The 25,667-nt window shown below is 51.3% G+C and carries 21 protein-coding genes and 1 tRNA gene; 12 read left to right on the forward strand and 10 right to left on the reverse strand.

Annotated elements, in window-relative coordinates; genetic code table 11:
- Nucleotides 1–6 precede the first annotated feature (6 nt).
- Entirely contained in the window at nucleotides 7–1,587 is a 1,581-nt protein-coding gene (gene purH, locus REH51_RS00405; RefSeq protein ID WP_498936594.1) for a bifunctional phosphoribosylaminoimidazolecarboxamide formyltransferase/IMP cyclohydrolase, read from the forward strand.
- Between the two features lie 92 nt (nucleotides 1,588–1,679).
- On the opposite strand, the gene REH51_RS00410 is transcribed toward purH, so the two are convergent.
- Together REH51_RS00410 and folE are read right to left on the reverse strand one after the other, a co-directional pair.
- On the reverse strand, nucleotides 1,680–3,137 hold the full coding sequence (locus REH51_RS00410; RefSeq protein ID WP_009724715.1) for an NAD-dependent succinate-semialdehyde dehydrogenase: 1,458 nt from the start codon (nucleotides 3,135–3,137) through the stop codon (nucleotides 1,680–1,682).
- Between the two features lie 119 nt (nucleotides 3,138–3,256).
- Nucleotides 3,257–3,808, reverse strand: coding sequence for a GTP cyclohydrolase I FolE (gene folE / locus REH51_RS00415; protein ID WP_009724714.1), 552 nt, complete (start codon nucleotides 3,806–3,808; stop codon nucleotides 3,257–3,259).
- A gap of 298 nt (nucleotides 3,809–4,106) precedes the next feature.
- Between folE and REH51_RS00420 the strand changes: the two genes are divergently transcribed.
- Nucleotides 4,107–4,700, forward strand: coding sequence for a hypothetical protein (locus REH51_RS00420; RefSeq protein WP_009724713.1), 594 nt, complete (start codon nucleotides 4,107–4,109; stop codon nucleotides 4,698–4,700).
- Nucleotides 4,701–4,728: 28 nt separating this feature from the next.
- Here REH51_RS00420 and REH51_RS00425 read toward each other — a convergent pair whose 3' ends face one another.
- The gene (locus tag REH51_RS00425) at nucleotides 4,729–5,703 is read right to left on the reverse strand and encodes a serine/threonine protein kinase (protein ID WP_498936596.1); all 975 of its coding nucleotides are present in this window, start codon (nucleotides 5,701–5,703) and stop codon (nucleotides 4,729–4,731) included.
- A 33-nt stretch (nucleotides 5,704–5,736) separates the two neighbouring features.
- Complete coding sequence (locus REH51_RS00430; protein WP_009724711.1) at nucleotides 5,737–6,456, reverse strand: ComF family protein; 720 nt, start codon at nucleotides 6,454–6,456, stop codon at nucleotides 5,737–5,739.
- A gap of 86 nt (nucleotides 6,457–6,542) precedes the next feature.
- Between REH51_RS00430 and REH51_RS00435 the strand changes: the two genes are divergently transcribed.
- From REH51_RS00435 to REH51_RS00445, 3 genes are all read left to right on the forward strand, one after another.
- Nucleotides 6,543–6,627 (forward strand) — tRNA-Leu (locus tag REH51_RS00435).
- Nucleotides 6,628–6,784: 157 nt separating this feature from the next.
- A complete protein-coding gene (locus REH51_RS00440) occupies nucleotides 6,785–7,414 on the forward strand; it encodes a hypothetical protein (protein ID WP_009724710.1) in 630 nt (209 codons plus the stop codon).
- Between the two features lie 39 nt (nucleotides 7,415–7,453).
- Entirely contained in the window at nucleotides 7,454–8,512 is a 1,059-nt protein-coding gene (locus REH51_RS00445; RefSeq protein ID WP_498936598.1) for a hypothetical protein, read from the forward strand.
- Between the two features lie 93 nt (nucleotides 8,513–8,605).
- Here REH51_RS00445 and REH51_RS00450 read toward each other — a convergent pair whose 3' ends face one another.
- A complete protein-coding gene (locus REH51_RS00450; RefSeq protein ID WP_009724708.1) occupies nucleotides 8,606–9,367 on the reverse strand; it encodes an SDR family oxidoreductase in 762 nt (253 codons plus the stop codon).
- 213 nt (nucleotides 9,368–9,580) lie between these two features.
- On the opposite strand from REH51_RS00450, the gene REH51_RS00455 reads away from it, so the two are divergent.
- The 6 genes from REH51_RS00455 (at nucleotide 9,581) to REH51_RS00480 (ending at nucleotide 18,781) form a co-directional block, all read left to right on the forward strand.
- Nucleotides 9,581–10,051: an FxsA family protein gene (locus REH51_RS00455; RefSeq protein WP_009724707.1), complete on the forward strand. Its 471-nt coding sequence runs from the start codon at nucleotides 9,581–9,583 to the stop codon at nucleotides 10,049–10,051.
- Nucleotides 10,052–10,281: 230 nt separating this feature from the next.
- A complete protein-coding gene (locus REH51_RS00460; protein ID WP_009724706.1) occupies nucleotides 10,282–10,575 on the forward strand; it encodes a co-chaperone GroES in 294 nt (97 codons plus the stop codon).
- Between the two features lie 58 nt (nucleotides 10,576–10,633).
- Nucleotides 10,634–12,277 (forward strand): chaperonin GroEL, encoded by a 1,644-nt coding sequence (gene groL / locus REH51_RS00465; protein ID WP_009724705.1) that lies wholly within the window; start codon nucleotides 10,634–10,636, stop codon nucleotides 12,275–12,277.
- A 1,030-nt stretch (nucleotides 12,278–13,307) separates the two neighbouring features.
- Complete coding sequence (gene ltrA / locus REH51_RS00470) at nucleotides 13,308–14,999, forward strand: group II intron reverse transcriptase/maturase (RefSeq protein WP_050801113.1); 1,692 nt, start codon at nucleotides 13,308–13,310, stop codon at nucleotides 14,997–14,999.
- Nucleotides 15,000–16,113: 1,114 nt separating this feature from the next.
- Nucleotides 16,114–17,805, forward strand: coding sequence for a group II intron reverse transcriptase/maturase (gene ltrA, locus REH51_RS00475; protein ID WP_050801113.1), 1,692 nt, complete (start codon nucleotides 16,114–16,116; stop codon nucleotides 17,803–17,805).
- A gap of 241 nt (nucleotides 17,806–18,046) precedes the next feature.
- Nucleotides 18,047–18,781, forward strand: a complete 735-nt coding sequence (locus REH51_RS00480) for an RNA methyltransferase (RefSeq protein ID WP_009724702.1) — start codon at nucleotides 18,047–18,049, stop codon at nucleotides 18,779–18,781.
- 89 nt (nucleotides 18,782–18,870) lie between these two features.
- Here REH51_RS00480 and REH51_RS00485 read toward each other — a convergent pair whose 3' ends face one another.
- From REH51_RS00485 to fabI, 5 genes are all read right to left on the reverse strand, one after another.
- On the reverse strand, nucleotides 18,871–20,217 hold the full coding sequence (locus REH51_RS00485) for a Na+/H+ antiporter family protein (protein WP_009724701.1): 1,347 nt from the start codon (nucleotides 20,215–20,217) through the stop codon (nucleotides 18,871–18,873).
- Between the two features lie 184 nt (nucleotides 20,218–20,401).
- Complete coding sequence (locus tag REH51_RS00490; protein WP_498937773.1) at nucleotides 20,402–21,334, reverse strand: acetate/propionate family kinase; 933 nt, start codon at nucleotides 21,332–21,334, stop codon at nucleotides 20,402–20,404.
- 21 nt (nucleotides 21,335–21,355) lie between these two features.
- Nucleotides 21,356–21,637, reverse strand: a complete 282-nt coding sequence (locus tag REH51_RS00495) for a hypothetical protein (protein WP_498936600.1) — start codon at nucleotides 21,635–21,637, stop codon at nucleotides 21,356–21,358.
- Between the two features lie 2 nt (nucleotides 21,638–21,639).
- Entirely contained in the window at nucleotides 21,640–23,070 is a 1,431-nt protein-coding gene (locus tag REH51_RS00500) for a bifunctional enoyl-CoA hydratase/phosphate acetyltransferase (protein WP_009724699.1), read from the reverse strand.
- Between the two features lie 58 nt (nucleotides 23,071–23,128).
- Nucleotides 23,129–23,902: an enoyl-ACP reductase FabI gene (gene fabI / locus REH51_RS00505; protein ID WP_009724698.1), complete on the reverse strand. Its 774-nt coding sequence runs from the start codon at nucleotides 23,900–23,902 to the stop codon at nucleotides 23,129–23,131.
- 347 nt (nucleotides 23,903–24,249) lie between these two features.
- On the opposite strand from fabI, the gene REH51_RS00510 reads away from it, so the two are divergent.
- Nucleotides 24,250–25,644, forward strand: coding sequence for a GntP family permease (locus tag REH51_RS00510; protein ID WP_009724697.1), 1,395 nt, complete (start codon nucleotides 24,250–24,252; stop codon nucleotides 25,642–25,644).
- Nucleotides 25,645–25,667: the final 23 nt, after the last annotated feature.

Consider the following 25,667-nt stretch of genomic DNA (forward strand, 5'->3'; position numbering starts at 1 on the left):
ACTCTAATGGCTGATAGCACTGCTACCCCCGTCCGTCGCGCCCTTTTGAGCGTATCCGATAAAACCGGCATTGTTGAATTCGCCCGCGGTTTGAGCCAGCACGGCGTGGAACTTCTTTCGACTGGCGGAACCTTTCGACTGCTTCAGGAAAACTCGATTCCTGTCAAAGAAGTCTCTGAGCACACTGGATTTCCCGAAATCATGGATGGTCGTGTAAAAACACTGCACCCTAAAATCCATGGTGGAATCCTAGCGCGCCGCGGTCAGGATGATGCCGTGATGGCAGAGAACGACATTACCCCTATCGACATGGTGGTCGTTAATCTTTATCCGTTTGCCGCTACTGTCGCCAACCCAGACTGCACACTGGAAGACGCCATCGAAAATATCGATATCGGTGGGCCAACCATGGTGCGAGCATGCGCAAAAAATCACGCCTATACTACCATCGTGGTAAACGCTGATGACTACGCCCGAGTATTGGGGGAGCTGGCTGCTCAAAGCGGTCACGTGAGTGCTACCACCCGCTTTGATCTGGCCGTGAAAGCGTTTGAACACACCGCCGGTTACGATGGTGCCATTGCCGATTATCTTGGCCGTAAAGTCACCAGCGACAACTCAACGTTTGCTCGCACCTTTAACCTGCAGTTAGACAAAAAGCAGGACATGCGATACGGCGAGAACCCACATCAGCAAGCAGCATTCTATGTGGACCCGCTGGCAAGCGAGCCAAGTGTTGCCACTGCAAAACCCCTGCAAGGCAAACCACTCTCTTTCAATAATGTAGCTGATACAGATGCCGCATTTGAGTGCGTGAAAGCGTTTGATGAAACTGCTTGTGTCATCGTAAAACACGCCAATCCTTGCGGTGTGGCCATTGGTGCTAACGCGCTTGAGGCATATGACAAAGCCTTCGCCACCGACCCGACCAGCGCCTTTGGCGGCATTATTGCGTTTAACGTGGCGTTAGACGCCAAAACCGCTCGGGCAATCATCGACCGCCAGTTTGTCGAAGTTATTATCGCACCTGGTGTGAGTGATGAAGCAGCCGCCATCGTGGCAGAAAAGCAGAATGTTCGTCTGCTTGATGTCAGTGCACACTGGCCTGGCGAAGCACAGCCTGCGTTTGACTTTAAACGTGTTAATGGCGGGCTTTTGGTACAAGAGCGCGACCAAGGCATGGTAACCCGCGAAGAGCTGACCGTGGTGAGTGAACGCGCGCCGTCGGAACAAGAGCTTCGTGACCTGGGCTTTGCTTGGCGAGTCGCTAAATTCGTTAAGTCAAACGCGATTGTTTATGCCAAGGAAGGTCAAACCGTCGGCGTTGGCGCAGGCCAAATGAGCCGCGTTTACTCAGCGAAAATTGCCGGCATTAAAGCGGCCGATGAAGGCCTCTCGGTGCCCGGCTCGGTGATGGCGTCAGACGCCTTCTTCCCATTCCGCGACGGCATTGATGCCGCTGCAGCCGCAGGCATTACCGCCGTTATTCAGCCCGGCGGCTCAATGCGTGACCAGGAAGTGATTGATGCCGCTAACGAAGCGGGCATTGCCATGGTATTTACTGGCATGCGCCATTTCCGCCATTAATCGTCTTGCCATAAAAGCAGGCCCCCAACGGATTTTCCGATGGGGGCCTATTTGCTGATAGTACTGTTTATTAATAGTACTTGCGCCTGCGCTTAACCTAGATCAATACACAGATATTTTGTCTCAAGGTACTCTTCCAAACCCTGATGCCCACCTTCACGCCCAAGGCCGGACGCTTTTACGCCACCAAAAGGAGCGGCTGCATTCGAAATAAGGCCGGTGTTAATCCCCACCATGCCGTACTCAAGTGCATCGGCGACACGCCAAACGCGACCCAGATCTCGTGAGTAGAAATAGGAGGCTAAACCATATTCGGTATCATTGGCCATCTCGATGGCAGTTTCTTCTTCATCGAAGGGAAACACCGCCGCCAGAGGGCCAAACGTTTCTTCGCGAGCTACCTTCATTTTATCTGTTGCAAAGCTAATCAACGTGGGAGTAAAGAAGTTTCCACCCAGCGGATGCGGATGACCACCTAACAGCAGTTCAGCCCCATTATCGACTGCATCCTGCACATGTTCACTCACCTTTTTGACCGCATCACTATCAATCAACGGACCAATATTGATATTAGGCTCGGTGCCATTCCCTACGTACAACTCACTATTCATAGCAACCGCTAACTTTTCACAGAAAGCATTGATAACGCTGGATTGCACCAAAAACCGGTTAGTGCAGACACATGTTTGACCAGCATTACGAAACTTCGCAGCCATGGCCCCTTCTACAGCGGCATCAAGATCAGCATCTTCAAAAACGATAAAGGGCGCATTGCCACCCAGCTCAAGTGATATTTTTTGCACATGCTCAGCCGCCTGAGCCATAAGTTTGCGCCCAACTTCCGTAGAGCCCGTGAAGGTGATTTTGCGCACTTTAGGGGATTGAGTAAGTGCTTTGGCAATATCAGCTGCACTGCCAGGCACTACATTGAAAACCCCACGGGGAATGCCTGCTCTTTCTGCCAACATAGCGAGAGCTGTTGCAGAAAATGGCGTTTGGCTAGCAGGCTTAACGACAATCGTACAGCCCGCCGCTAACGCGGCACCGGCTTTACGCGTGATCATAGCAGCTGGGAAATTCCAGGGCGTGATAGCACCTACAACACCCACAGGCTGCTTTGTCACCACAATACGCTGATTCGATTTAGCCGCGGGAATAGTCTCGCCATAGACACGGCGCGCCTCTTCTGCAAACCAACGTAGAAAACTTGCGGCATAGACGATTTCACCTTCAGCCTCTTTTACCGGCTTGCCTTGCTCGTAGGTCATGAGCAAAGCGAGATCATGTTTGTGTTCCAGCATGAGGTCATGCCACTTGAGCAGCAGATCAGCTCGTTCTTGAGCTGTCAAAGCACGCCAAGCGGGTAACGCAGCATCAGCCGCATCAATAGCGCGCTCTGTTTCAACTTTGCCCAGTCGGGGCATATCGCCAACGGGCTCGCCCGTTGCAGGGTTTAAGACGTTAATTTGCTCACCGCTGTCGGCGGCTACCCAGCTACCATCAATATAGGCAAACGGGCAATACAGCTGTGTTTCTTTCAGCGCTTCCATGACAGACTCCTGACCAAATATTGGCCTCACGGGCTCATTGACCTGTTCATGCTAAGACGAAACCGCGTATTTAACCAAATCTTTGCAATGAAACCTGTCGAAAGCTCTCAGCCAATACATCAGCTAATTAGCGTCAAGAACTCCTGACGCGTAGCTTGGTTACTGCGAAAGCCACCCAACATCACAGAAGACGTCATGCTTGAATTTTGCTTTTCCACACCGCGCATCATCATGCAAAGATGGCGCGCCTCAATCACCACCGCAACACCTCTTGATTGAGTAACTTGCTGCACTGCCTCGGCAATTTCACGCGTCAAGTTTTCTTGAATTTGCATACGTCTAGCGTACATATCAACAATCCGGGCAAACTTCGACAACCCTAATACCTTCCCACTAGGAAGATAGGCGATATGACACTTACCAATAAATGGCAGCAGGTGGTGCTCGCACATTGAGTACATCTCAATGTCTTTCACAAGCACCATTTCGTCTGTTTGTGACTCAAATACCGCGCCATTGACAATCTCTTCGAGTGATTGTTGATAGCCAGCATTTAAGAACTGCATTGCTTTTGCAGCTCTTTTAGGCGTATCTCGCAGCCCCTCACGATCAGGATTTTCGCCAACTGCCGAAATAATGTGGCGGTAGTGTTGAGCAATATCGTCGGTCATTTGAAGCCTCATCAAAACTGTACGTGCTGCAATTATGTAAATATCTGAAATACAGGAGCGTTTAATCCACAGCAATATATTGAAATTTATCAATAGCCGGGGGTTGTGCATCAATCATGTACAAAAAATATACTCGAAACAACTTTTGCACAATAAAAAAACACGCCGCGCCGCTATTTTAGCGCACCTAACTCTGCTGTGGCAGAGTGCCGCGCACCCCCCTTTGAGACTATTTAAGCTGTGCTATCATGGATCGCACTAGTCAGCTTAATTCGTAGCGCTCATCTGAGAGTTCCTTATGTCATTCAAATCCGCACCGTTTTTCTTAACCGCCCTATTGGGAACTGCATTGGCAACACCTTTGTTAGCCGCAGAACAGACATTGACACTACCCAAGGGAGCCAGTGTCGGTGTCGAGGTCATCGAAGAGTTTGCTTTTACTGACAGCCAATCGCGTTATGAAGATATCCTGCTTCACCCCACTCAAGCTGACGGCGCATCCCATGAACTACCGGAATACTGTGTGTTAGTGGCCAATGCACAGCTCGCTAATGGGCGCATCCGTATTACTACTCAAGACGCGACCTGCATTGAGACACATGACGCTGAAAGCGCTATTTTTACAGGCTCATTTAGTGCAGGCGCTTATGCAACAGATGGTCTGTACGGGCTTGCCTGCGATGAGTCGTCTTGCACCTTAACGCCAGGTCAGGAATTTGTAGTCACGCTGGATGAAAGTATCGAAATCAACGCTCAAGATAACCCTTCAGCGGAAATTAATGCTGCTCGACGGCAAGCTGAAGGGGAAGGCGTTGCCAATCCCATCCCATCAGATCGGCCAGACCCTGATGCAAGCGCTGAAAACCCGCGTTCCGTCAATCAACCTGAGTAATTCCGGCGATTAACTATTTGTGCAATTGTCATGCTAGCCAAATAGGCTTTTCAAGCTGTAACAATTGCTGCTCGAGCTGGCGGATGTGCTGATCCCAATAGCCGCTCTCCGCCAGCCATGGAAACGCACGAGGAAAAGCTGGATCACCCCAGCGAGAGACAAGCCAAGCGGTGTATCGTATAAGACGATAAGCCCGCAACGGCTCGATTAGCGACAGCTGTTTTTGCGGAAATGTTCGCTCCTCTTCATATCCTTCAACAATTTCACTTAGCTGTGCTCGCCAGCCAGATGGGTCATCAACGGGTAATAGCATCCATATATCTTGAATGGCGGGTGCCATAAGGCAATCGTCAAAGTCCACTAAGGTAAATGATTCATCTCTTCCTAAAACATTGCCCAAATGACAATCACCATGCGTTCGAATCATTTGGTCGCTGACGATAGGATGTTTCTCAAGATGACAAAGAATTTTCTGCACAACGTTGCGATAAGCACGCTGCTGATGCTTGCTTAATCTTTTACTCCCGATAACACGAGCCTCTGCATCATGAATATCGTGCTGCCAATCTAATGTTGGGCGGTACTGAAACGCCTGTCGAGATGACACTGCATGCAACCGCCCCAACACATTACCTAATGCAAAAAGATGCGATGGATTGTCTAACTCAGGTGCTTGACCACTGCATTGAGGATAAAGCGTGAAGCGAAATTGTTGGTAGGTATGTAGTGATTTCCCATATTGATTTCGCCAGGGCGCAACAACAGGTACATCAGCAGCAGCCAATTCCTGAAGAAAATCGTGCTCCTCCTGAATAACCTCATCTGCCCAACGCCCAGGACGATAAAATTTCACTACCCAACGCTCACCGTCATCGTCGCGAAACATCAGCACTCGATTTTCATAGCTATTGAGTGCAAACGGCTCGCCAGCCGGCCAAATCCCTTCAGACTCCGCAGCAGACATCACTGTATCCGGAGAAAGCGTGCTAAACGGGTGTGACATATACCGCTCCTGTGCAATTAAGCCTGCATTCTATCAATTATGCGCCAGGGGTGTTCGAGCGACTGTCCAAATATCGACACGTTTAGCGCCCGCACGGAGCGCTTCTTCGGCAAGCGCTTGGCAGGTCGCCCCAGTAGTAACAACATCGTCAATAATCGTAAGGTGTGATGGTAGTGGACCATTAATATGAAAGGCGCCTACTAAATTTTTTGCTCGCTCCTTTCTACTTAATGTGCGCTGAGAGGGCATCTGTTGACTACATTCTGCCGTTATCAATGGCAATTTAACCCGCTTGCCTAGCTGATCAGCCAACCAGTGGGACTGATTAAAGCCACGCTGCCGAGCTCGAACAGCGTGCATGGGTACAGGCAAGAGCCCTTCTCCCAAACAGCTGGGGGCTTTAGCCATCATTAGCTCTACCAGTAACATGCCTGCACGGGGCGACGCATTAAATTTGAAATCATGCACCAGTTCACGTATCGGCCCTTCAAATAAAAGCTCCGCCGTCGCGGCGGTAAACGCAGGCGGTTGCTCCCGACAATGGCCACAAACCGATTGAACGGATGCTACGTCCCCAACATCCAAAGGCTCTTTACACTGCCAGCAAGCATTCATATTCCACGGCAGCTGTTCAAAGCACTCCTGGCACCAACCGCCACTGGTCTGCCCGGGAGAAAGACAAAACGCGCAGTAACCTGGCAGTCCTTTTTTGGCCCAAGTGCTCACATAATGTACTAACCGCGTCAGAGCCATATTTCCCCCAGACTGGTTTAATTAACAATTTTAATGACACACCGTTGACATTAATACGAATGCTGTTAATATACGCCTCGTCTTCAGCGGATGTGGTGGAATTGGTAGACACGCTAGATTTAGGTTCTAGTGCCGTAAGGTGTGGGAGTTCGAGTCTCCCCATCCGCACCAATTTAAAGGTTCTTACCTTCGAAAAATTCGGTAGCTTTACGCTAACCGAATTTTTTTGTTTTACGACTCTGCACTACCCAACTTGCTGACCTCAACCTGTTTTTGAGCTAAGTTATCAGTTATTAATGCCGCTTTGATTTGAGAAGGATCTCAACCCATGGAATGGCTTAAAGATAACGCCCAAGCAATCTCTGCGATTGCCAGCATCTGCACCCTTCTTGTCTGGGTATTTTATGCCCAACTACTTTATAACGGCTATGTCCGACAGCGCCGCCCTCGGATTATCGTCAATAGGGGCAAGGGAGTTGGCAAAGACGCGTTATGCTTAATCAGTAATATGAGTAGCGAAGCCATCTATATTCAGCATTTAGTTGCTGTGCTGCACACCAATGAGCGCTGCTATGAGCTTGATGTTGTGGAATACCAGCAGCAAAGCGGTGACGATGAAAACGAGTGTTACCGAACGCACCAAGGCCCCCTAGCGTCGGGTGATTATCTTCACATACAATCCTTTGGCGATATCGTTCAGCAACTTATTCACCACTATGGTATTGATGAGCACTCATTACGACAGCAAACGCCTCAACTTGAAATTCGCGTCATTGCTATTTATGGCTCTGAAGACATGCCTGTCGGCGCATCGCGGTACTTTAAATTAGACTTATCTGCTGGCTCACTGCACCAGCTAACCCCTTTGCAGGTCGACACAAAACGTATGACCAGCCGCCGCGAACGCAAACGTGTATTGCAATGGGCTAAAGATATTGAAATGTACAAAGCAAAATAATATGTCGCACTCGGACAACACTTTCCTAGGAACTCTTCGATGAAACCAGTGCTCGCTGTCGCTTGCCTTGGCGTATTTTATGCACTGTCGCCACACATCAATGTTGCTAATACCTTTGTTACCAATGCCCATGCTGCTGAGATCTATGCCACAGAGTCCTATACTATTGATATTGAGGAAGATAGTGACTTACCCGAGTGGGCTGAAGCGCGTGTTGAGCCATTTCGAGCACGCATCGGCAACTGGGTAGACAATACATCGAGAAACATTGACTCTTTTTTTGGCGGCGACCAATCCGCTTCTGCTGATAACAGATCCTACCTTCGGCTGGGCCAGGAAATTGATTGGATGGAAGGCGAAGGCACGAACGGCGATATTAGCGTGCGCTATCGTATTGATCTTCCCACCACAGAGGACCGCCTCCGCTTAATCATCGAAAGTGATCCAGAAGAATCACAAGGCACGCTGGCTGATCAAGGCTCTGGGCGGCTCTACAATGACCAGCGCGATCGTCGAACATCGACATTTGGTCTTGATTGGCTGGGGAGCAGAGACAAACGTGAGAATTGGAGTAATCGCTTTGGCGCCGGCGTTCGTCTACGCCTTCCTCTTGACCCCTATGTTCGCTTTACCAGCGAACGTCTGTGGGATTTTAAGGATAGCCCCTGGCAGTTGGAGTCATTTAATCGGCTATCTTGGTTTAACAACTCAGGGTATTCAGCACGCACCGAGTGGGATATTGGCCGCCCGCTTTCCGCCAATCGCCACCTGCGATTCATCACCAATGTGCAATGGCGAGAGGAAGAAGACACGCTTGAGTACAGTGAGGTAGTGCAGCTAAACCAGCGATTGAACCGCCGTAGTGCGCTTCGCTACTCGGCTATCGCCATTGGTGAAAGCCTGTCTAACCCTCGAATGACAAATTACTACTTACAGACCCGCTATCGCAGGGATATCCATAAAGGAATACTGTTTGCAGATGTCATTCCTGAACTACATTTTCAACGAGAGGTTAGCTACGACCCGCGCTGGGCAATGACATTACGGGTAGAAATGTACTTCCAACGCGAGCTCCAGCGGGATTACTTTCATTTCTAGCAATTAGCTGCATTACGCGTTGAACACATTTCAGGACACTGGCAACATCGCCAGTGTCCTATTAGTCAGAAGCGGCAGCTAGTCGTCAGTGATTTAAAGCCGCAGCCCACCGTCACACTCGATAATCCGCGCGGTAAAGTAATCATTTTCAAAAATGAAAGCGACGCTTTTCGCGATGTCATCAGGCTTACCCAACTGTTTAAGTGGCACACTAGAAGAGATTCTTTCCAGCATATCGGGGCGCATGGAAGCTGTCATTTCAGTCTCAATAAATCCTGGCGCCACGGTTCCGGTACGAATACCGTAACGGGCAAGCTCTTTACCCCAAGTAACCGTCAACGCATGCACACCGGCTTTAGCAGCAGCGTAATTACTTTGCCCCATATTTCCTGCTCGGGAAATGCTTGAAATATTGACAATAACGCCCTGGTGACCAGCCTCTACCATCTGCGTTGCTGCTTCCCGCCCGCACAGAAAAACGCCTGTTAAATTGACATCAAGCACTTTCTGCCAGGAGGATAACGACATACGTTTTTCAACCACGCCCTCTTTCGCCTTGATAAGAAGACCGTCGTCGGTAATACCTGCATTATTAATGCAACCGCCTACCGGCCCCATGCGAGCTGCAATATCAGCAAACGCCTGCTGCACTGACTGCTCATCAGCCACATTCGTCACAAATGCGTGTGCTTGAATATCTTGAGACGCTAGCGCTGACACAGCGTCATCCAATGCTTCAGCACTCATATCCAAGAGCGCTAACCGGGCACCTTGTTTACCTAAACACTCCGCCATAGCAAAGCCCAGGCCACGAGCCCCCCCGGTAATCGCGATCACTTTATTTGTCAGGTTCATCTGATTCTCCTTAGGCTGACACTGAGTACATGCGTACTGCACACTACCTGTATCGCCTCATAAAACGGCACAATTGTGCATTGCAGCATAGAAGTTATTGAGCGAAAAATCGAGCAGTAGAACGCACGTGAACGTAGCTAGCCGAGAGTTGGCTGCTTGTTTTCATGAATTCTGTCACCATATTGACGAATTACGTTTGTTATGGAGTCTGTCATGCCCATTCTTCTTTTTATATCGCTGTTTACGTTAGTTGATTTTGTATTACTGTTTTCAATCGGTAGCCGAATTGGTTTATTCACCACCCTGCTACTGGTACTGGGCACTGGATTTATTGGGCTACACCTAATTCGCAAAGAGGGTGTTTCCACTCTGGCGCGCGCGCGACAGCGCATGCAAGTAGGTGAAATCCCCTCTCAAGAACTGTTTACCGGGGCTGCGCTAATCTTCGGTGGCGCCCTGCTCTTGGCCCCAGGCTTTCTCTCTGACGCGCTAGGCATCGCCTGCCTACTGCCTAACGCTCGCCAGTTAATGTTCAAAGCCCTCACTTGGTTAGGCTTAAAAAGCGCTGCTGGCCAACAACAGCAGACCAACTACGAACAGGCAGATACATCACGCCCAGGCGGTCAAGAAGGGCCAATCGAAGGTGAATTCATTAGCCGGGATGAAACAGCAAGGCGGCGCTGAAGGCGCAACGAATAAGAATGACGCCAAACCACATTTTTTTATCGCCTGCCCCTTGAAAGGCTACGAGCAGCCCCCACTTTTGAGTCAGCACACAAGTTCGGCGGATGCATTAGCTTTCGCCATTAACATGAAGGTTACTTACCTTCACTTTTCGCGGGCAAGAAGCCCACGGAAATCTCATTTAGCTAATTGCCCTTATGGGCCTTGACGATACTCAGGAGAACGTGAGCATGAATATCCGTCCTTTGCACGATCGCGTCGTTGTTCGTCGCGTGGAAGAAGAGCAGAAAACCGCTGGCGGCATCGTGCTACCGGGCAACGCTCAGGAAAAACCCACTCGCGGTGAAGTCCTGGCAGTTGGTAATGGCCGCATTCTCGACAACGGTGACGTTCGCCCGTTGGACGTTAAAGTTGGCGACTCGGTGATTTTCAAAGACGGTTTCGGCGTTGAAAAACAGAAAATCAACGGCGAAGAAGTTCTGATCATGAGCGAAGCCGATATCTTGGCAGTCGTCGAAGGCTAAATACCGCCTCGATCATTTACTTTTCCTTTTAAATTTCAATGTTTAGGAAATAACGAACATGGCAGCTAAGCAAGTTAAGTTTTCCGATGATGCCCGCAAACGTATGGCGCGTGGCGTAGACGTTCTAGCTAACGCAGTAAAAGTTACCCTCGGCCCGAAAGGTCGTAACGTGGTACTGGACAAGTCTTTTGGCTCCCCCACCGTCACCAAAGACGGCGTATCGGTTGCCAAAGAGATTGAACTGAAAGACAAGTTCGAGAACATGGGCGCTCAGATGGTTAAGGAAGTTGCTTCCAAAACTTCTGATGCTGCAGGCGACGGCACCACGACAGCAACGGTTCTGGCCCAGGCAATTATCGCTGAAGGCCTGAAAGGCGTGACTGCTGGCATGAACCCGATGGACCTGAAGCGCGGCATCGACCAAGCAGTTAGCGCGGCAGTAAAAGAAGTTCAGGCGATGTCTGTCCCCTGCACCGACACTAAGTCTATCGCCCAGGTAGGTACTATTTCTGCCAACGGTGACAAGCGCATCGGTGAGATCATCGCTGAAGCGATGGAAAAAGTTGGTAAAGAAGGCGTCATCACTGTTGATGAAGGTCGTGGCTTCGAAGACGAGCTGGAAGTCGTTGAAGGGATGCAGTTTGATCGCGGCTACCTCTCGCCCTACTTTGTCACTAACCAAGACACCATGTCTGTCGAGCTAGAAGACCCTTACATTCTGCTCGTTGACAAGAAAATCTCCAACATCCGCGAACTACTGCCGGTGCTGGAAGCCGTTGCTAAGCAAGGCAAACCGCTCGCGATTATCGCTGAAGATATCGAAGGCGAAGCGCTAGCAACGCTGGTTGTAAATAACATGCGCGGTATCGTTAAAGTTGCTGCTGCTAAGGCACCCGGCTTCGGTGACCGTCGTAAAGCGATGCTGCAAGATATCGCTATCCTGACCAATGGCACCGTCATTTCTGAAGAAGTTGGCCTGACGCTTGAGCAAGCGAACCTGGATCACCTGGGTACCGCTAAGCGCATGACGATGTCTAAAGAGAACACCACCATCATCGATGGCGCTGGTGTAGAAAACGACATCGAAGCACGCGTTAACCAAATCCGTGCGCAAATCGAAGAAACGTCTTCGGATTACGACAAAGAGAAGTTGCAAGAGCGCGTTGCCAAACTGGCCGGCGGTGTTGCTGTTATTCGTGTCGGTGCGGCTACCGAAGTAGAAATGAAAGAGAAGAAAGCACGTGTTGAAGATGCTCTGCACTCAACCCGCGCTGCAGTAGAAGAAGGCGTTGTACCTGGCGGCGGTACTGCACTGGTTCGCGCAATGGCTAAAGTACAAGGCCTGACTGGCGACAACGAAGACCAAAACCACGGTATCAACATGGCGCTGCGCGCTATGCAGTCTCCGCTGCGCCAGATTGTTACTAACGCCGGTGAAGAAGCCGCTGTGGTTATCAATCGCGTGAAAGACGGTGAAGGCAACTTCGGCTACAACGCACAAACTGGTGAGTACGGCGACCTGTTCGAAATGGGTGTTCTGGACCCGGCTAAAGTAACCCGTACTGCACTGCAGTCCGCTGGCTCTGTTGCTGGTCTGATGATCACCACTGAGTGCATGATCGCTGACGATCCAGAAGAGCAAGACGCTGCCCCAGACATGGGTGGCATGGGCGGAATGGGTGGCATGGGCGGCATGATGTAGTGCGACGAGAGTCGTATAGGTAGCTTGCCTAGCGGTCTACAGACGAAGTGGTCACTAACTTAACGTTAGTGACCACAACCGCGCAAGAAGCATTTTTAATAAACCCGATATTCGGGCTGTCTCAGTCCGGATATCGGGTATTACCTTAGGGTAAATACCCCTTTTCCGGTATGAGTCTGCTCGTACCTTTCGCTTTGGCGATATTCGTACACGCTGAAACATTTCTATTTTTGGGAATGTGATGTAGCGGGGATATTCGTGTCTATTATTTGGCTAAGCTGCCTATCCGGTGCGAAGCCGTATTCTGGATGGTTCCATGTATCTAAACCGTATGTAGCGGTAACGATATAAGCGGAACCTGCTGTGTAACCAGCAGTAGCCTAGGGGCAGTGCGTCGCCGGTAACGGTAAGGTGCCAAGCGTCCTGACAATGTACTCCCCTCTTGGGGTTTAATGCGGCCGTGAGGTCCATTGAAGATCCCGCTAGTAGCATGCGGGTGAGAGGCTAGGCTGGATCATATGACCAACGTAAGTGAACTGCTAACAAGCACCGTCAGCCGCAAGGAGCGTAAGCTACTGACACGCTCTGACCAAAAGGTATTGGGTCGGTTATCCCTCTTACATCTGGGGATACGTTACCAACAGACCTACGGTGTACTGGCAGGGTCTAAGTGATCCGTGTCCATGATGCGGAACTCGGAAACCCCGTACTATTGCCCTACCGGGCAGGCAAGCCGTGAGGCGAGCTGTTAATGGTGCGGGTTTAGGAGGCTGGAAAAAGCGAATGCCGCCCTGTAATGGGGCGGATAAGAGGTTAAACGTTCCTCTACCGGAAACGGGGCCTACGTCCAGCTGGTCTTTAATCGCGTGATAGCGCTCTAAAGCGCTCAATCATGCTGATATTACGAAGAGATAGCCGAGCAAGTTAGCGGCCTTATCTCACCCCTGCGGGAGCACATACACTCCGCAAGGGATCAATGTATCTGTTCTCCGAAGGGCGTCTTATCGGCATTCATTCGGAGGACAGCAAGATGAGTACTGGTTTTAAACAAGTACCTGCGTTCTCCCACCCGCCTGACAGCTGGCACACCATTAACTGGTCTGCCGTCGACAGAAAGGTGAGAGGGCTACAAGTGCGGATCGCGAAGGCGACTCGGGATCAACGTTGGCGCAAGGTGAAAGCTTTGCAACGACTGCTGACCCACTCGCTGGCGGCCAGAGCATCGGCCGTCAGACGTGTTACTGAAAACCGGGGCAAGAAAACGCCCGGTGTTGATGGTGAATTGTGGAGCACTCCACAAGCCAAGTGGTTAGCGTTAGGCAGGCTAAAAAGTAAGGGCTACCGCCCTGCTCCATTACGCCGTGTCTATATTCCCAAACCGGACGGTTCACGCCGCCCACTAGGGATACCGACGATGCGGGATCGGGCCATGCAAGCACTCTATTTGCTGGCGCTCGAACCGGTATCGGAAACGGTGGCTGACCGCAACAGCTATGGTTTTCGTCCATGGCGCTCAACGGCCGATGCGATAGAGCAATGCTTTGTCAATTTGAGCCGTAAGCATTCTGCTGAATGGGTGCTGGAAGGCGATATCAAGGGGTGCTTTGACAATATCAGTCACGACTGGCTGCTGGCTAATGTCCCGATGGACAAGCAAGTGCTCAAGAAGTGGCTGAAAGCGGGATTCATGGAGTCTCACCGTCTGTATCCGACAGAGGCAGGAACGCCCCAGGGCGGGATCATCTCTCCGGTATTAGCCAACCTGGCGCTTGATGGGCTTGAAAAGGTGTTGGAATCCCATTTCGGGAAGAAAAATACCAAAGCAAGCTACAAGACCAAGGTGAACTATGTGCGTTATGCCGACGACTTCATCATTACTGGCATCTCGAAAGAGCTGTTGGAAAATGAAGTACTGCCTGTCGTTTCTGCCTTTATGGCAGAACGTGGGCTTACGTTGTCAGCCAGCAAGACCGTGGTGACGCACATCGCAGAAGGTTTTGATTTTCTCGGGCAGAACCTGCGGAAGTACAACGGCAAGCTGTTGATTAAGCCCAGCCGTAAGAACCTGCAACGACACCTAAAGAAGATCAAGGACATCGTCAGACGCAACTGCATGTCACGACAGGATGTGTTGATTCACCAACTCAACCCGGTACTGCTGGGATGGGCGAATTATCACCGTCACGTCGTGGCCAAGGAAACGTTTGGCTATGTGGACTACCGTGTTTGGAAGCTATTATGGCGTTGGAGTTGTCGACGACACAGTAATCGCCAAAAGCGCTGGGTGAAGAAGAAATATTTTCATTCGGTGAAAAGCGAGAACTGGATTTTCCAAAGTACCTTAATGCCCGGTAAGCCCGTACGGTTGCAGAGCAGCAAGGACATCCCGATTGTGCGACATACCAAGATCAGGGCGGAAGCAAACCCTTATGACCCTAGAGACGAGCAGTATTTCGAGAGCAGGCTGGAGCGCTCTTGGGAAGCGTCAACGAAAGGTCGTAAGAAACTGCAAACGCTATGGAAGCGGCAAGGTAAGCGCTGCCCAATGTGCCGTGGCTTAATCACTTGGGAAACCAAGTGGAACATTCACCACGTGGTGGAACGGCATAAGGGTGGCGGTGACGAGCTGAGTAACTTGGTGTTGTTGCACCCTAACTGTCATCGTCAGTGGCATTCGCAACAGGAGAAAAGGTCACCGGTCTCTCATCTGGGAGGCTTATAAAGGCTTGAGCCGTATGCGGGGAAACTCGCACGTACGGTTCTTAGGGGGCGGCGGTGCAGTAATGCACTGCTGCTACCCGACGTGCGACGAGAGTCGTATAGGTAGCTTGCCTAGCGGTCTACAGACGAAGTGGTCACTAACTTAACGTTAGTGACCACAACCGCGCAAGAAGCATTTTTAATAAACCCGATATTCGGGCTGTCTCAGTCCGGATATCGGGTATTACCTTAGGGTAAATACCCCTTTTCCGGTATGAGTCTGCTCGTACCTTTCGCTTTGGCGATATTCGTACACGCTGAAACATTTCTATTTTTGGGAATGTGATGTAGCGGGGATATTCGTGTCTATTATTTGGCTAAGCTGCCTATCCGGTGCGAAGCCGTATTCTGGATGGTTCCATGTATCTAAACCGTATGTAGCGGTAACGATATAAGCGGAACCTGCTGTGTAACCAGCAGTAGCCTAGGGGCAGTGCGTCGCCGGTAACGGTAAGGTGCCAAGCGTCCTGACAATGTACTCCCCCTCTTGGGGTTTAATGCGGCCGTGAGGTCCATTGAAGATCCCGCTAGTAGCATGCGGGTGAGAGGCTAGGCTGGATCATATGACCAACGTAAGTGAACTGCTAACAAGCACCGTCAGCCGCAAGGAGCGTAAGCTACTGACACGCTCTGACCAAAAGGTATTGGGTCGGTTATCCCTCTTACATCTGGGGATACGTTACCAACAGACCTACGGTGTACTGGCAGGGTCTAAGTGATCCGTGTCCATGATGCGGAACTCGGAAACCCCGTACTATTGCCCTACCGGGCAGGCAAGCCGTGAGGCGAGCTGTTAATGGTGCGGGTTTAGGAGGCTGGAAAAAGCGAATGCCGCCCTGTAATGGGGCGGATAAGAGGTTAAACGTTCCTCTACCGGAAACGGGGCCTACGTCCAGCTGGTCTTTAATCGCGTGATAGCGCTCTAAAGCGCTCAATCATGCTGATATTACGAAGAGATAGCCGAGCAAGTTAGCGGCCTTATCTCACCCCTGCGGGAGCACATACACTCCCGCAAGGGATCAATGTATCTGTTCTCCGAAGGGCGTCTTATCGGCATTCATTCGGAGGACAGCAAGATGAGTACTGGTTTTAAACAAGTACCTGCGTTCTCCCACCCGCCTGACAGCTGGCACACCATTAACTGGTCTGCCGTCGACAGAAAGGTGAGAGGGCTACAAGTGCGGATCGCGAAGGCGACTCGGGATCAACGTTGGCGCAAGGTGAAAGCTTTGCAACGACTGCTGACCCACTCGCTGGCGGCCAGAGCATCGGCCGTCAGACGTGTTACTGAAAACCGGGGCAAGAAAACGCCCGGTGTTGATGGTGAATTGTGGAGCACTCCACAAGCCAAGTGGTTAGCGTTAGGCAGGCTAAAAAGTAAGGGCTACCGCCCTGCTCCATTACGCCGTGTCTATATTCCCAAACCGGACGGTTCACGCCGCCCACTAGGGATACCGACGATGCGGGATCGGGCCATGCAAGCACTCTATTTGCTGGCGCTCGAACCGGTATCGGAAACGGTGGCTGACCGCAACAGCTATGGTTTTCGTCCATGGCGCTCAACGGCCGATGCGATAGAGCAATGCTTTGTCAATTTGAGCCGTAAGCATTCTGCTGAATGGGTGCTGGAAGGCGATATCAAGGGGTGCTTTGACAATATCAGTCACGACTGGCTGCTGGCTAATGTCCCGATGGACAAGCAAGTGCTCAAGAAGTGGCTGAAAGCGGGATTCATGGAGTCTCACCGTCTGTATCCGACAGAGGCAGGAACGCCCCAGGGCGGGATCATCTCTCCGGTATTAGCCAACCTGGCGCTTGATGGGCTTGAAAAGGTGTTGGAATCCCATTTCGGGAAGAAAAATACCAAAGCAAGCTACAAGACCAAGGTGAACTATGTGCGTTATGCCGACGACTTCATCATTACTGGCATCTCGAAAGAGCTGTTGGAAAATGAAGTACTGCCTGTCGTTTCTGCCTTTATGGCAGAACGTGGGCTTACGTTGTCAGCCAGCAAGACCGTGGTGACGCACATCGCAGAAGGTTTTGATTTTCTCGGGCAGAACCTGCGGAAGTACAACGGCAAGCTGTTGATTAAGCCCAGCCGTAAGAACCTGCAACGACACCTAAAGAAGATCAAGGACATCGTCAGACGCAACTGCATGTCACGACAGGATGTGTTGATTCACCAACTCAACCCGGTACTGCTGGGATGGGCGAATTATCACCGTCACGTCGTGGCCAAGGAAACGTTTGGCTATGTGGACTACCGTGTTTGGAAGCTATTATGGCGTTGGAGTTGTCGACGACACAGTAATCGCCAAAAGCGCTGGGTGAAGAAGAAATATTTTCATTCGGTGAAAAGCGAGAACTGGATTTTCCAAAGTACCTTAATGCCCGGTAAGCCCGTACGGTTGCAGAGCAGCAAGGACATCCCGATTGTGCGACATACCAAGATCAGGGCGGAAGCAAACCCTTATGACCCTAGAGACGAGCAGTATTTCGAGAGCAGGCTGGAGCGCTCTTGGGAAGCGTCAACGAAAGGTCGTAAGAAACTGCAAACGCTATGGAAGCGGCAAGGTAAGCGCTGCCCAATGTGCCGTGGCTTAATCACTTGGGAAACCAAGTGGAACATTCACCACGTGGTGGAACGGCATAAGGGTGGCGGTGACGAGCTGAGTAACTTGGTGTTGTTGCACCCTAACTGTCATCGTCAGTGGCATTCGCAACAGGAGAAAAGGTCACCGGTCTCTCATCTGGGAGGCTTATAAAGGCTTGAGCCGTATGCGGGGAAACTCGCACGTACGGTTCTTAGGGGGCGGCGGTGCAGTAATGCACTGCTGCTACCCGACATGCACCCCTGAGCCTATCGCTCTGACGTTTAACGTCGTTAAGAACCCCGCCATGTGCGGGGTTCTTTTATTTGGCAACTCCCCCCTTCCTGCCTCTGATGATATTTAAAAGCATGCTACCATCAGCGCCTTTATCCGGCAGCTGTAGGTCTTCATTACCGTGCTTTCCAATATCCGTATCGTACTGGTGCAAACCTTCCACCCTGGGAACATTGGTGCCACTGCTCGCGCCATGAAAACCATGGGCTTATCTGAGCTCTTATTGGTTAATCCACGCGCGTTCCCCGATGAAGAAGCAACGCGCATGGCCGCAGGCGCAACAGATGTGCTTGAAAATGCTCGCTGTGTAAGCAGCCTTGATGAGGCGGTTAGTGATTGCGTTCAAGTGGTGGGCGCCAGCGCAAGGCTCCGCAGCTTGCCACTCCCTCATTTCGATGAACCTGATGACATGGCGCAGCAGGTGATTGAGAACGCCGCACAAGCGCCGGTTGCATTAATATTCGGGCGTGAACGTTCAGGTCTCACCAACGACGAAATACGCTGCTGCACGCATCAGGTCAGCATCCCTGCCAACCCTGAATACGGTATTTTAAACCTCTCACAGGCCGTACAGATTTTAGCCTACGAAGTACACCGTGCTTGGCGAAAGCGCGATGATAACCAGTTTATGTACCAACGGCCGACTGAAGCCACACCGCCTAGCCGTGAGCAATTTGTGCACTTCCAAGAGCACCTTGGGCGGTTGATGCAGCAAAGTGGCTTTCTTACCCAGCCCCATGCCCGCACTGAAGAACAACTTCAGGCGTTGTTTTCCCGTGCTCAGCCCAACCGTAAGGAACTCTCCTTACTCCGCGGCCTACTGAGCGCTTTCGAGTCGCACCTGCCTAGGCAATAATCAGGGTTTTAGCATAAAAAAGGGCAGCTAATGGCTGCCCTTTCTAGTTTCTAAACTGATCTTTAAAAAAGCAGTCGGTGAAAAAACACTTAAAGCGACATCGCTGCCAGCCACCCAAAAGCAATCAGCGGTATATTGTAGTGCAGGAAGGTAGGCACCACGCTGTCCCACATATGATCATGCTGGCCATCAACATTTAGGCCAGAGGTTGGCCCCAGTGTGGAATCAGACGCTGGCGATCCCGCATCGCCCAGTGCAGCCGCCGTACCAACGAGTACGACAGTTGCCATGGGCGAAAAGCCAAACTGCACCGCCAGCGGTACAAAAATTGCTGCAATAATGGGAATGGTTGAAAATGATGAACCAATACCCAGGGTAATAAACAAACCCACTAGCAGCATGACAAGCGCCGCTACCCCCCGGTTATCACCAAATAGTTCAAACGCGCCTGCCACTAGCAACTCGATATCCCCGGTCGCTTTCATTACTTCTGCAAAGCCAGCCGCTGAAATCATAATGAAACCAATCAGTGCCATCATGCGCATGCCGCTGGTAAAAAGATCATCCGCTTCACGCCATTTAAAAATGCCGCCCAGCGAAAGCAAACCAATCCCCACTAGACCACCAACAATCATTGAGCCGGTATATAGCTGCAAACCCAACGCCGCCACAATAGCCACACCCGACATTACAAGCCCGAACGTATGAGGCTTTGCAGGCGTGTGCCCTTGATGTGCGTTAGTCGCCACTAGATCTTTATTGGTATATTCGCGCTGCCCGCGGTAGCTGAAAAATAGCGCTACCAGTAAGCCAATCGCCATCCCACCTACGGGAATAGCCATTGCCATGGGCACCATGCCTCGAGTAATTTCCAGCCCCAGTGACTCGCCCGCGCTATTTAAATTCGCCAGCAGAATATCATTCAAGAAGATAGCGCCAAACCCCACGGGGAGCAGCATATACGGAGCGGTTAACCCAAAGGTTAGCGCACACGCCACTGCGCGGCGATCAAGCTGGAGACGATTCATTACCACTAACAATGGTGGGATCAGCACCGGGATAAACGCAATATGCACCGGAATGGCGTTTTGCGATGAAATAGCCACCAAGAGCACTGCAACGAGCAAAAACACCTTTACCCGTGCTTGATGCGCTGCGGTAGACTCTTTCCCCAGCATAGTAATCAAGCGATTGGCCAGCATATCGGGAAGCCCCGAGCGAGATATAGCCACCGCAAAAGCCCCTAGCGTGGCATAAGCAAGCGCTACTTGCGCGCCCCCGCCAACACCATCATTAAAAGCACTGAGGGTTTCATCCAGTGATAGGCCGCCCACCAAGCCCCCAACCAGCGCACCTACAACGAGTGCAAACACCACGGATACCCGAGCAAGCGAAAGCGCCACCATGACTAGCACAGCAAGAATTACCGCGTTCATTAAAATTCCCAGTAAGGTAAGTGAGTGAGTTTACAAAAGCTGGGGATTCTATCAGATCAGTGGTTTCTCGGTAGCGGTAATGACAATAGCAATAACCGCAGCAATGGCAACATCCAACTATCATCATGGCCAGCGTCTCAAACACACAAACGCCAGACGTCAGGTGGCGGAATTAAAGCGCTGTTTAATCCGCTTTCTTGAGAAGCGCTAGGCAATCACTGGCAATCACTCGCTCTTCATCTGTTGGAATGACCCAAACGCCCACACGGCTATCCGGTAGAGAGACGCAAACGGCATCACATTTATTGGCTTTTTCATCAAGCTGCATGCCCATCCACTCACATTGCGCCACAATACGTGCACGAATCGGTGCTGCATGCTCACCAATACCGGCGGTAAATACCAATTGATCTAGCCCGCCCAATGCGCCTGCTAAGCTGGCGATTTCCCGCGCGGCGCGATAGCAGTAAAGCTCAATAGCCTCTTCTGCTTCAGGGACATCACTTGCAAGCAACTCGCGCATATCGCTACTGATCCCGGAGACACCAAGCAGTCCTGAACGCTTATATAAGAGCGTCGACACGTCCTCGACACTCATTCCTTCATGACTAATTAGGTGGAGCACCAACCCTGGGTCCAAAGCACCAGAGCGCGTGCCCATCGGCAATCCATCAAGCGCGGTAAACCCCATGGTTGAGGCTACGCTGACGCCATCGCAGATAGCACACATACTGGCACCATTACCTAAATGCGCCACCACCACCCGTGAACGGGGTGCATCGCTAGGTAAAACAGTGGGCAGCGTGCGCTGTATATAATCGTAGGAAAGGCCGTGGAAGCCGTAACGTATCAATCCCTTGGCAGTCAATTCCTGCGGCAGAGCAAACTGCCGAGCTACCCAGGGCTGATGAGCATGAAACGCAGTATCGAAACATGCGATCTGTGGCACATCTGGCAGCTGCGCCATCAGCAGTTTGATAGGTGCAAGTCCATGGGGTTGATGCAGCGGCGCTAAGCTTGAATATTTTTCTAACCTGACCACGTCATCAGCGCTTAACCTAACCGCTTCATGGTAGGTTTGGCCGCCGTGAACAACGCGATGCCCTATGGCGCCCAGCGTGCCTTTCCCCTCTCGCTGTTAAAGCCATGCCATCAACTTTGTGATGGCCTCTTCATGGTTTATTGCCGGAGTTAGCCCCAGCGCCTCTAGTGTATGCAATCCATAGCGATACGGGTGCTGCCCTGGCTCGATATGCTCCAGCGACACGCTACACTGCGACGTTTCCAAACCCGAAAAATGGCCGCTGTAGGCGAGCATTAACTCCTCCGGGGATCCACCGGCAGCGTCTTCAGCATTGATATGATACAGAGCAAATTTGACGCTGGAAGAACCACTGTTCAGCACCAGTATTTCCTGCATGGTTATGCTCCTGAAGGGCTGCTCAGTACACTGCCCCGACGCTGATATTCGGCAAGCAGTAACGCTAATGCACTGGATGCCATGCGCGTCAATGCATCATCCGCGCGGCTTGTCAGCATGATCGGTACCCTAGCGCCCACGACAACGCCCGCCCCCGTAGCATCCGCCAGATGAGTAAGCTGCTTCATCAACATATTGGCCGCTTCAAGATCTGGTGCAAGTAGAATATCGGCGCGCCCTGCCACTGGCGAAACGATGCCTTTGGTTCTGGCCGCCGCTTCTGAGACGGCATTATCGAAAGCCAGCGGACCATCTAGCGTGCCGCCGGTAATCTGGCCACGCTCAGCCATCTTACACAGGGCCGCCGCATCAATCGTGGAGGTGATTTTGGGATTGACGGTCTCGACAGCGGAGAGAATCGCCACGCGGGGATTGTCGTTACCTAATGCATGAGCCAACTCAATCGCGTTTTGAACAATATCGCGCTTTTCAGCTAGCTTAGGGTAGATATTGATAGCCGCATCCGTAATCAATAATGGCCGCGGGTAGGTTGGCACATCAAAGGCCATCACATGACTAAGACACCGCTCGGTACGCAATCCAGTGTCGCGCTTAAGCACTTCACGTAAAAGCTCATCGGTGTGCAGCGCGCCTTTCATCAACGCACCTACGCGCCCCTGACGTGCTAATGCCACCGCTTGTTCAGCAGCCGCGTGGCTGTGGGGAACATCCACCAGCTCGAATGCGCTGATATCCACCTCGGCTTTTTCAGCAGCGAGCTGTATTTTCCGTTTGGGCCCCACCAGTACGGGAATAATCAAACCTTGTGCCGCCGATTCAACCGCCCCACAAATGGCGCTTTGATCCACGGGGTGAACTACCGCGGTGGGCATTGGCTCTGGATGATCGGCAGCGGTTAGAATTTCATGTAACCTGCCACGCTCTGTTAAACGCACTTTGGGCAGCAACGTGCGGGGGCGTTGAATTTTCTTAATCGGCGCCAATACGCTAGCTTCACCTTCAATGACCGTATCACCGCGTTGATTTTCACAGCGGCAGGCGAAGATAATTCGGTGGCGCTGGTCATCTTTTTCGATAGCCCGCACGGACACCCGCAGTACATCCCCCAGCCTTACCGGTGCTTTGAACTGCAGCGACTGCTTAAGATAGACCGTACCCGGCCCAGGCAACTGCGTCCCCAGCACCGTAGATATCAGCGCTCCGCCCCACATGCCATGAGCAATCACTTCTTGAAAACGGCTGCTCTTGGCAAAGTCGCTATCGACGTGTGACGGATTAACGTCTCCTGACATCACGGCAAACAACTTGATGTCCTCCATGGTCAGGCGTTTTTCTAGGTGGGCTTCATCACCGACCGTTATTTCATCATAGGTGCGATTTTCAATCAGATCATTCGCGTCATTGACCGACATCGAGTTACTCCTTTAAAACACTTCCTTAAGCTAGGAAACTTCCTTAATCACCCATACGTTAGAAACGAAGGTGATGACCTCCATCTACGTAGTGGGTTAATCCCGTCAGTGATGCTCCAGCATCAGAGGCGAGATAAACGACTGCATTGCCGACATCCTGCACACTGGCAAGACGGCGTAGTGGTGAGCGTGTTTCGCCATCGTAGGCCAATTCATCAAACGCTTTAAGTCCAGACGCTGCCCGTGTGCGAATAGCACCCGGCGACACTGCATGAACACGGATGCCCTGCGGACCAAGCTCGGCAGCCATATAGCGCGTGGCAGATTCCAATGCGGCTTTCACGGGGCCCATTAAGTTGTAGTTATCGACTACCTTTTCGGCTCCGTAGTACGTCATGTTGAACAGAGATCCGCCCTCTTTCATCAACGGCTCCGCATGCTTGGCCATGCGGATAAAAGAGTGACAGGAGATATCCATGGCAAGCGCAAACCCCTCTTTGGAGCAGTCAACCACTCGTCCATGTAAGTCATTAAGGGGGGCATAGGCAATCGAATGAACAACAAAGTCTAGCCGGCCCCAGCGCTTGCGCGCACGAGCGAATAACGCATCCAACTGATCATCGTGTTGCACATCGCACAGCATTAGTTCCGGCTCTCCCATGTCGCCTACCAGCGGTGTCACAAACTTTTCGGCATTAGGAGAGGCGTAGGTCACTAAACACTCAGCACCGGCGTGATGCAGCGCCTGGGCACAGCCAAAAGCAATACTGTCTTGATTAGCAAGGCCTGCGACAATCCCGACCTTGCCTTGCATGGAAAAAGGATTCAGCACCACTGGCCTCCTAATAATCAGTTATGAAAAATGAGCCAACACCGACAGATTAAGAATTTCGTCGGTATAACCCACACTTACCTGCCTTAACTTAAGCATTTTTTATGTCGTTTAAGCGTCGCTAACAAACGTGGATCATTTGTGACACAAGCTTACGACTTTAGTCAAAGCGCACTTGCTGCTTTGCAACATACTACCTAGTATGCCGCCCTCAACTTATTACCGACACTGCTAATTTAACGATACATTTTTTTAGTAGCGTTTTTCAGTAATGTTGCTAACAGCGTGTATTGGCCTTTAGCCATGTTTCTAAGCACATCGTTTTTAACCATATTTTGGGAGCCTGCATGGGCATGCTAGCGATCGTTATTTCCTTAATGCTGCTGATGTTTTTCGCCTACCGCGGCATCTCCGTTTTGCTGCTTGCCCCGCTCATGGCATCACTGGCGGTATTGTTATCAGGCGATGTGGCTTTTCTGTTACCGATCTATACCGATACCTTCATGAAAGCGCTGGGGAACTACGTTATTCAGTTCTTTCCGTTATTTCTACTAGGGGCTCTGTTTGGCCAATTAATGGCCGATTCGGGAGCGGCGCAGTCAATCTCAAATGGCATCGTTAAACGGCTCGGCACCCACCACGTGGTGCTAACTGTCGTTATTGCATGTGCTGTACTGACCTATGGCGGCGTATCCCTATTTGTCGTCGCCTTCGCTATTTATCCCATCAGCCGTGAGTTATTTCGCCAGGCGAATGTGCCTAAGCGCTTAATACCCGCGTCTATTGCGCTGGGATCTTTCACGTTTACCATGACAGCACTACCCGGCACCCCCTCTATCCAAAATGCCATTCCCATTCCTTACTTTGGTACGAACAGCTTCGCAGCACCGGGATTAGGAGTTATTGCAGGACTGATTATGTTGGGACTAGGCATTTTCTACTTGCAATCACGCGTTAAAAAGGCAGCGGCGTGTGGCGAAGGCTATGGCGCACACACAGAGCGGGAAGCAGAAACAACCAATAATGCTGACATAGCGCCAACCATGGCACTGCCCATTGCGCTGATTCCACTGGTTATGGTGATCGGTCTTAACGCGCTGTTTACTTACGGCGTATTCCCTGCGATGGACCTTAGCTTTATCAGCGACGCCTTTGAAAACGTAACGCCTAGCAGACAAACAGGGCTGTGGGCGATTTTGATTGCACTGCTCAGCGCCTCTGCATGGTTAATTATTACTCGCTGGCGGCACTGGCAGGATCTAAAGGCAACGGTCAACCAAGGGTGCTTAGGCTCGCTTCTGCCCATCTTCAATACCGCCTCTGAAGTGGGTTACGGAGCGGTTATCGCGACCCTGGCAGGATTCGCCATCATTCGTGACGCCGTACTCAACGTCTCTCCAGGTAATCCACTGATATCCGAAGCCATGGCCATGAGCGTACTCGCAGGTATTACAGGGTCTTCATCGGGCGGACTTTCCATTGCTCTACAGACTCTTGGCAGCGAATATCTGGCAATGGCAGAACAGGCGGGCATCAGCCCAGAGCTCATGCATCGGGTAGCGACCCTTGCAGCAGGCGGTATGGATACGTTACCCCACTCTGGCGCAGTGATTACGCTGCTGGCTATCTGTGGGCTAACCCACCGCCAGTCTTACGCCAATGTGGCAATGGTCACTATTGTGCTGCCTATCGCAGCACTACTCAGTGTGATTTTCCTCGGCACGATGTTTGGCAGCTTCTAAATGCGCGCAACGCGTGCGATAGT

This window comes from Halomonas bluephagenesis (assembly GCF_054790765.1).

Bases quoted from the DNA above. Each gene is read 5' to 3' on its own strand.
- REH51_RS00495 (WP_498936600.1), bottom strand. From the start codon at position 21,637: ATGCAGGAAATACTGGTGCTGAACAGTGGTTCTTCCAGCGTCAAATTT.
- groL (WP_009724705.1), top strand. From the start codon at position 10,634: ATGGCAGCTAAGCAAGTTAAGTTTTCCGATGATGCCCGCAAACGTATG.
- REH51_RS00500 (WP_009724699.1), bottom strand. From the start codon at position 23,070: ATGTCGGTCAATGACGCGAATGATCTGATTGAAAATCGCACCTATGAT.
- REH51_RS00430 (WP_009724711.1), bottom strand. From the start codon at position 6,456: ATGGCTCTGACGCGGTTAGTACATTATGTGAGCACTTGGGCCAAAAAA.
- ltrA (WP_050801113.1), top strand. From the start codon at position 16,114: ATGAGTACTGGTTTTAAACAAGTACCTGCGTTCTCCCACCCGCCTGAC.
- REH51_RS00460 (WP_009724706.1), top strand. From the start codon at position 10,282: ATGAATATCCGTCCTTTGCACGATCGCGTCGTTGTTCGTCGCGTGGAA.
- REH51_RS00420 (WP_009724713.1), top strand. From the start codon at position 4,107: ATGTCATTCAAATCCGCACCGTTTTTCTTAACCGCCCTATTGGGAACT.
- REH51_RS00440 (WP_009724710.1), top strand. From the start codon at position 6,785: ATGGAATGGCTTAAAGATAACGCCCAAGCAATCTCTGCGATTGCCAGC.
- REH51_RS00410 (WP_009724715.1), bottom strand. From the start codon at position 3,137: ATGGAAGCGCTGAAAGAAACACAGCTGTATTGCCCGTTTGCCTATATT.
- ltrA (WP_050801113.1), top strand. From the start codon at position 13,308: ATGAGTACTGGTTTTAAACAAGTACCTGCGTTCTCCCACCCGCCTGAC.
- REH51_RS00510 (WP_009724697.1), top strand. From the start codon at position 24,250: ATGGGCATGCTAGCGATCGTTATTTCCTTAATGCTGCTGATGTTTTTC.
- folE (WP_009724714.1), bottom strand. From the start codon at position 3,808: ATGACCGACGATATTGCTCAACACTACCGCCACATTATTTCGGCAGTT.
- REH51_RS00485 (WP_009724701.1), bottom strand. From the start codon at position 20,217: ATGAACGCGGTAATTCTTGCTGTGCTAGTCATGGTGGCGCTTTCGCTT.
- REH51_RS00455 (WP_009724707.1), top strand. From the start codon at position 9,581: ATGCCCATTCTTCTTTTTATATCGCTGTTTACGTTAGTTGATTTTGTA.
- purH (WP_498936594.1), top strand. From the start codon at position 7: ATGGCTGATAGCACTGCTACCCCCGTCCGTCGCGCCCTTTTGAGCGTA.
- REH51_RS00425 (WP_498936596.1), bottom strand. From the start codon at position 5,703: ATGTCACACCCGTTTAGCACGCTTTCTCCGGATACAGTGATGTCTGCT.
- REH51_RS00450 (WP_009724708.1), bottom strand. From the start codon at position 9,367: ATGAACCTGACAAATAAAGTGATCGCGATTACCGGGGGGGCTCGTGGC.
- REH51_RS00445 (WP_498936598.1), top strand. From the start codon at position 7,454: ATGAAACCAGTGCTCGCTGTCGCTTGCCTTGGCGTATTTTATGCACTG.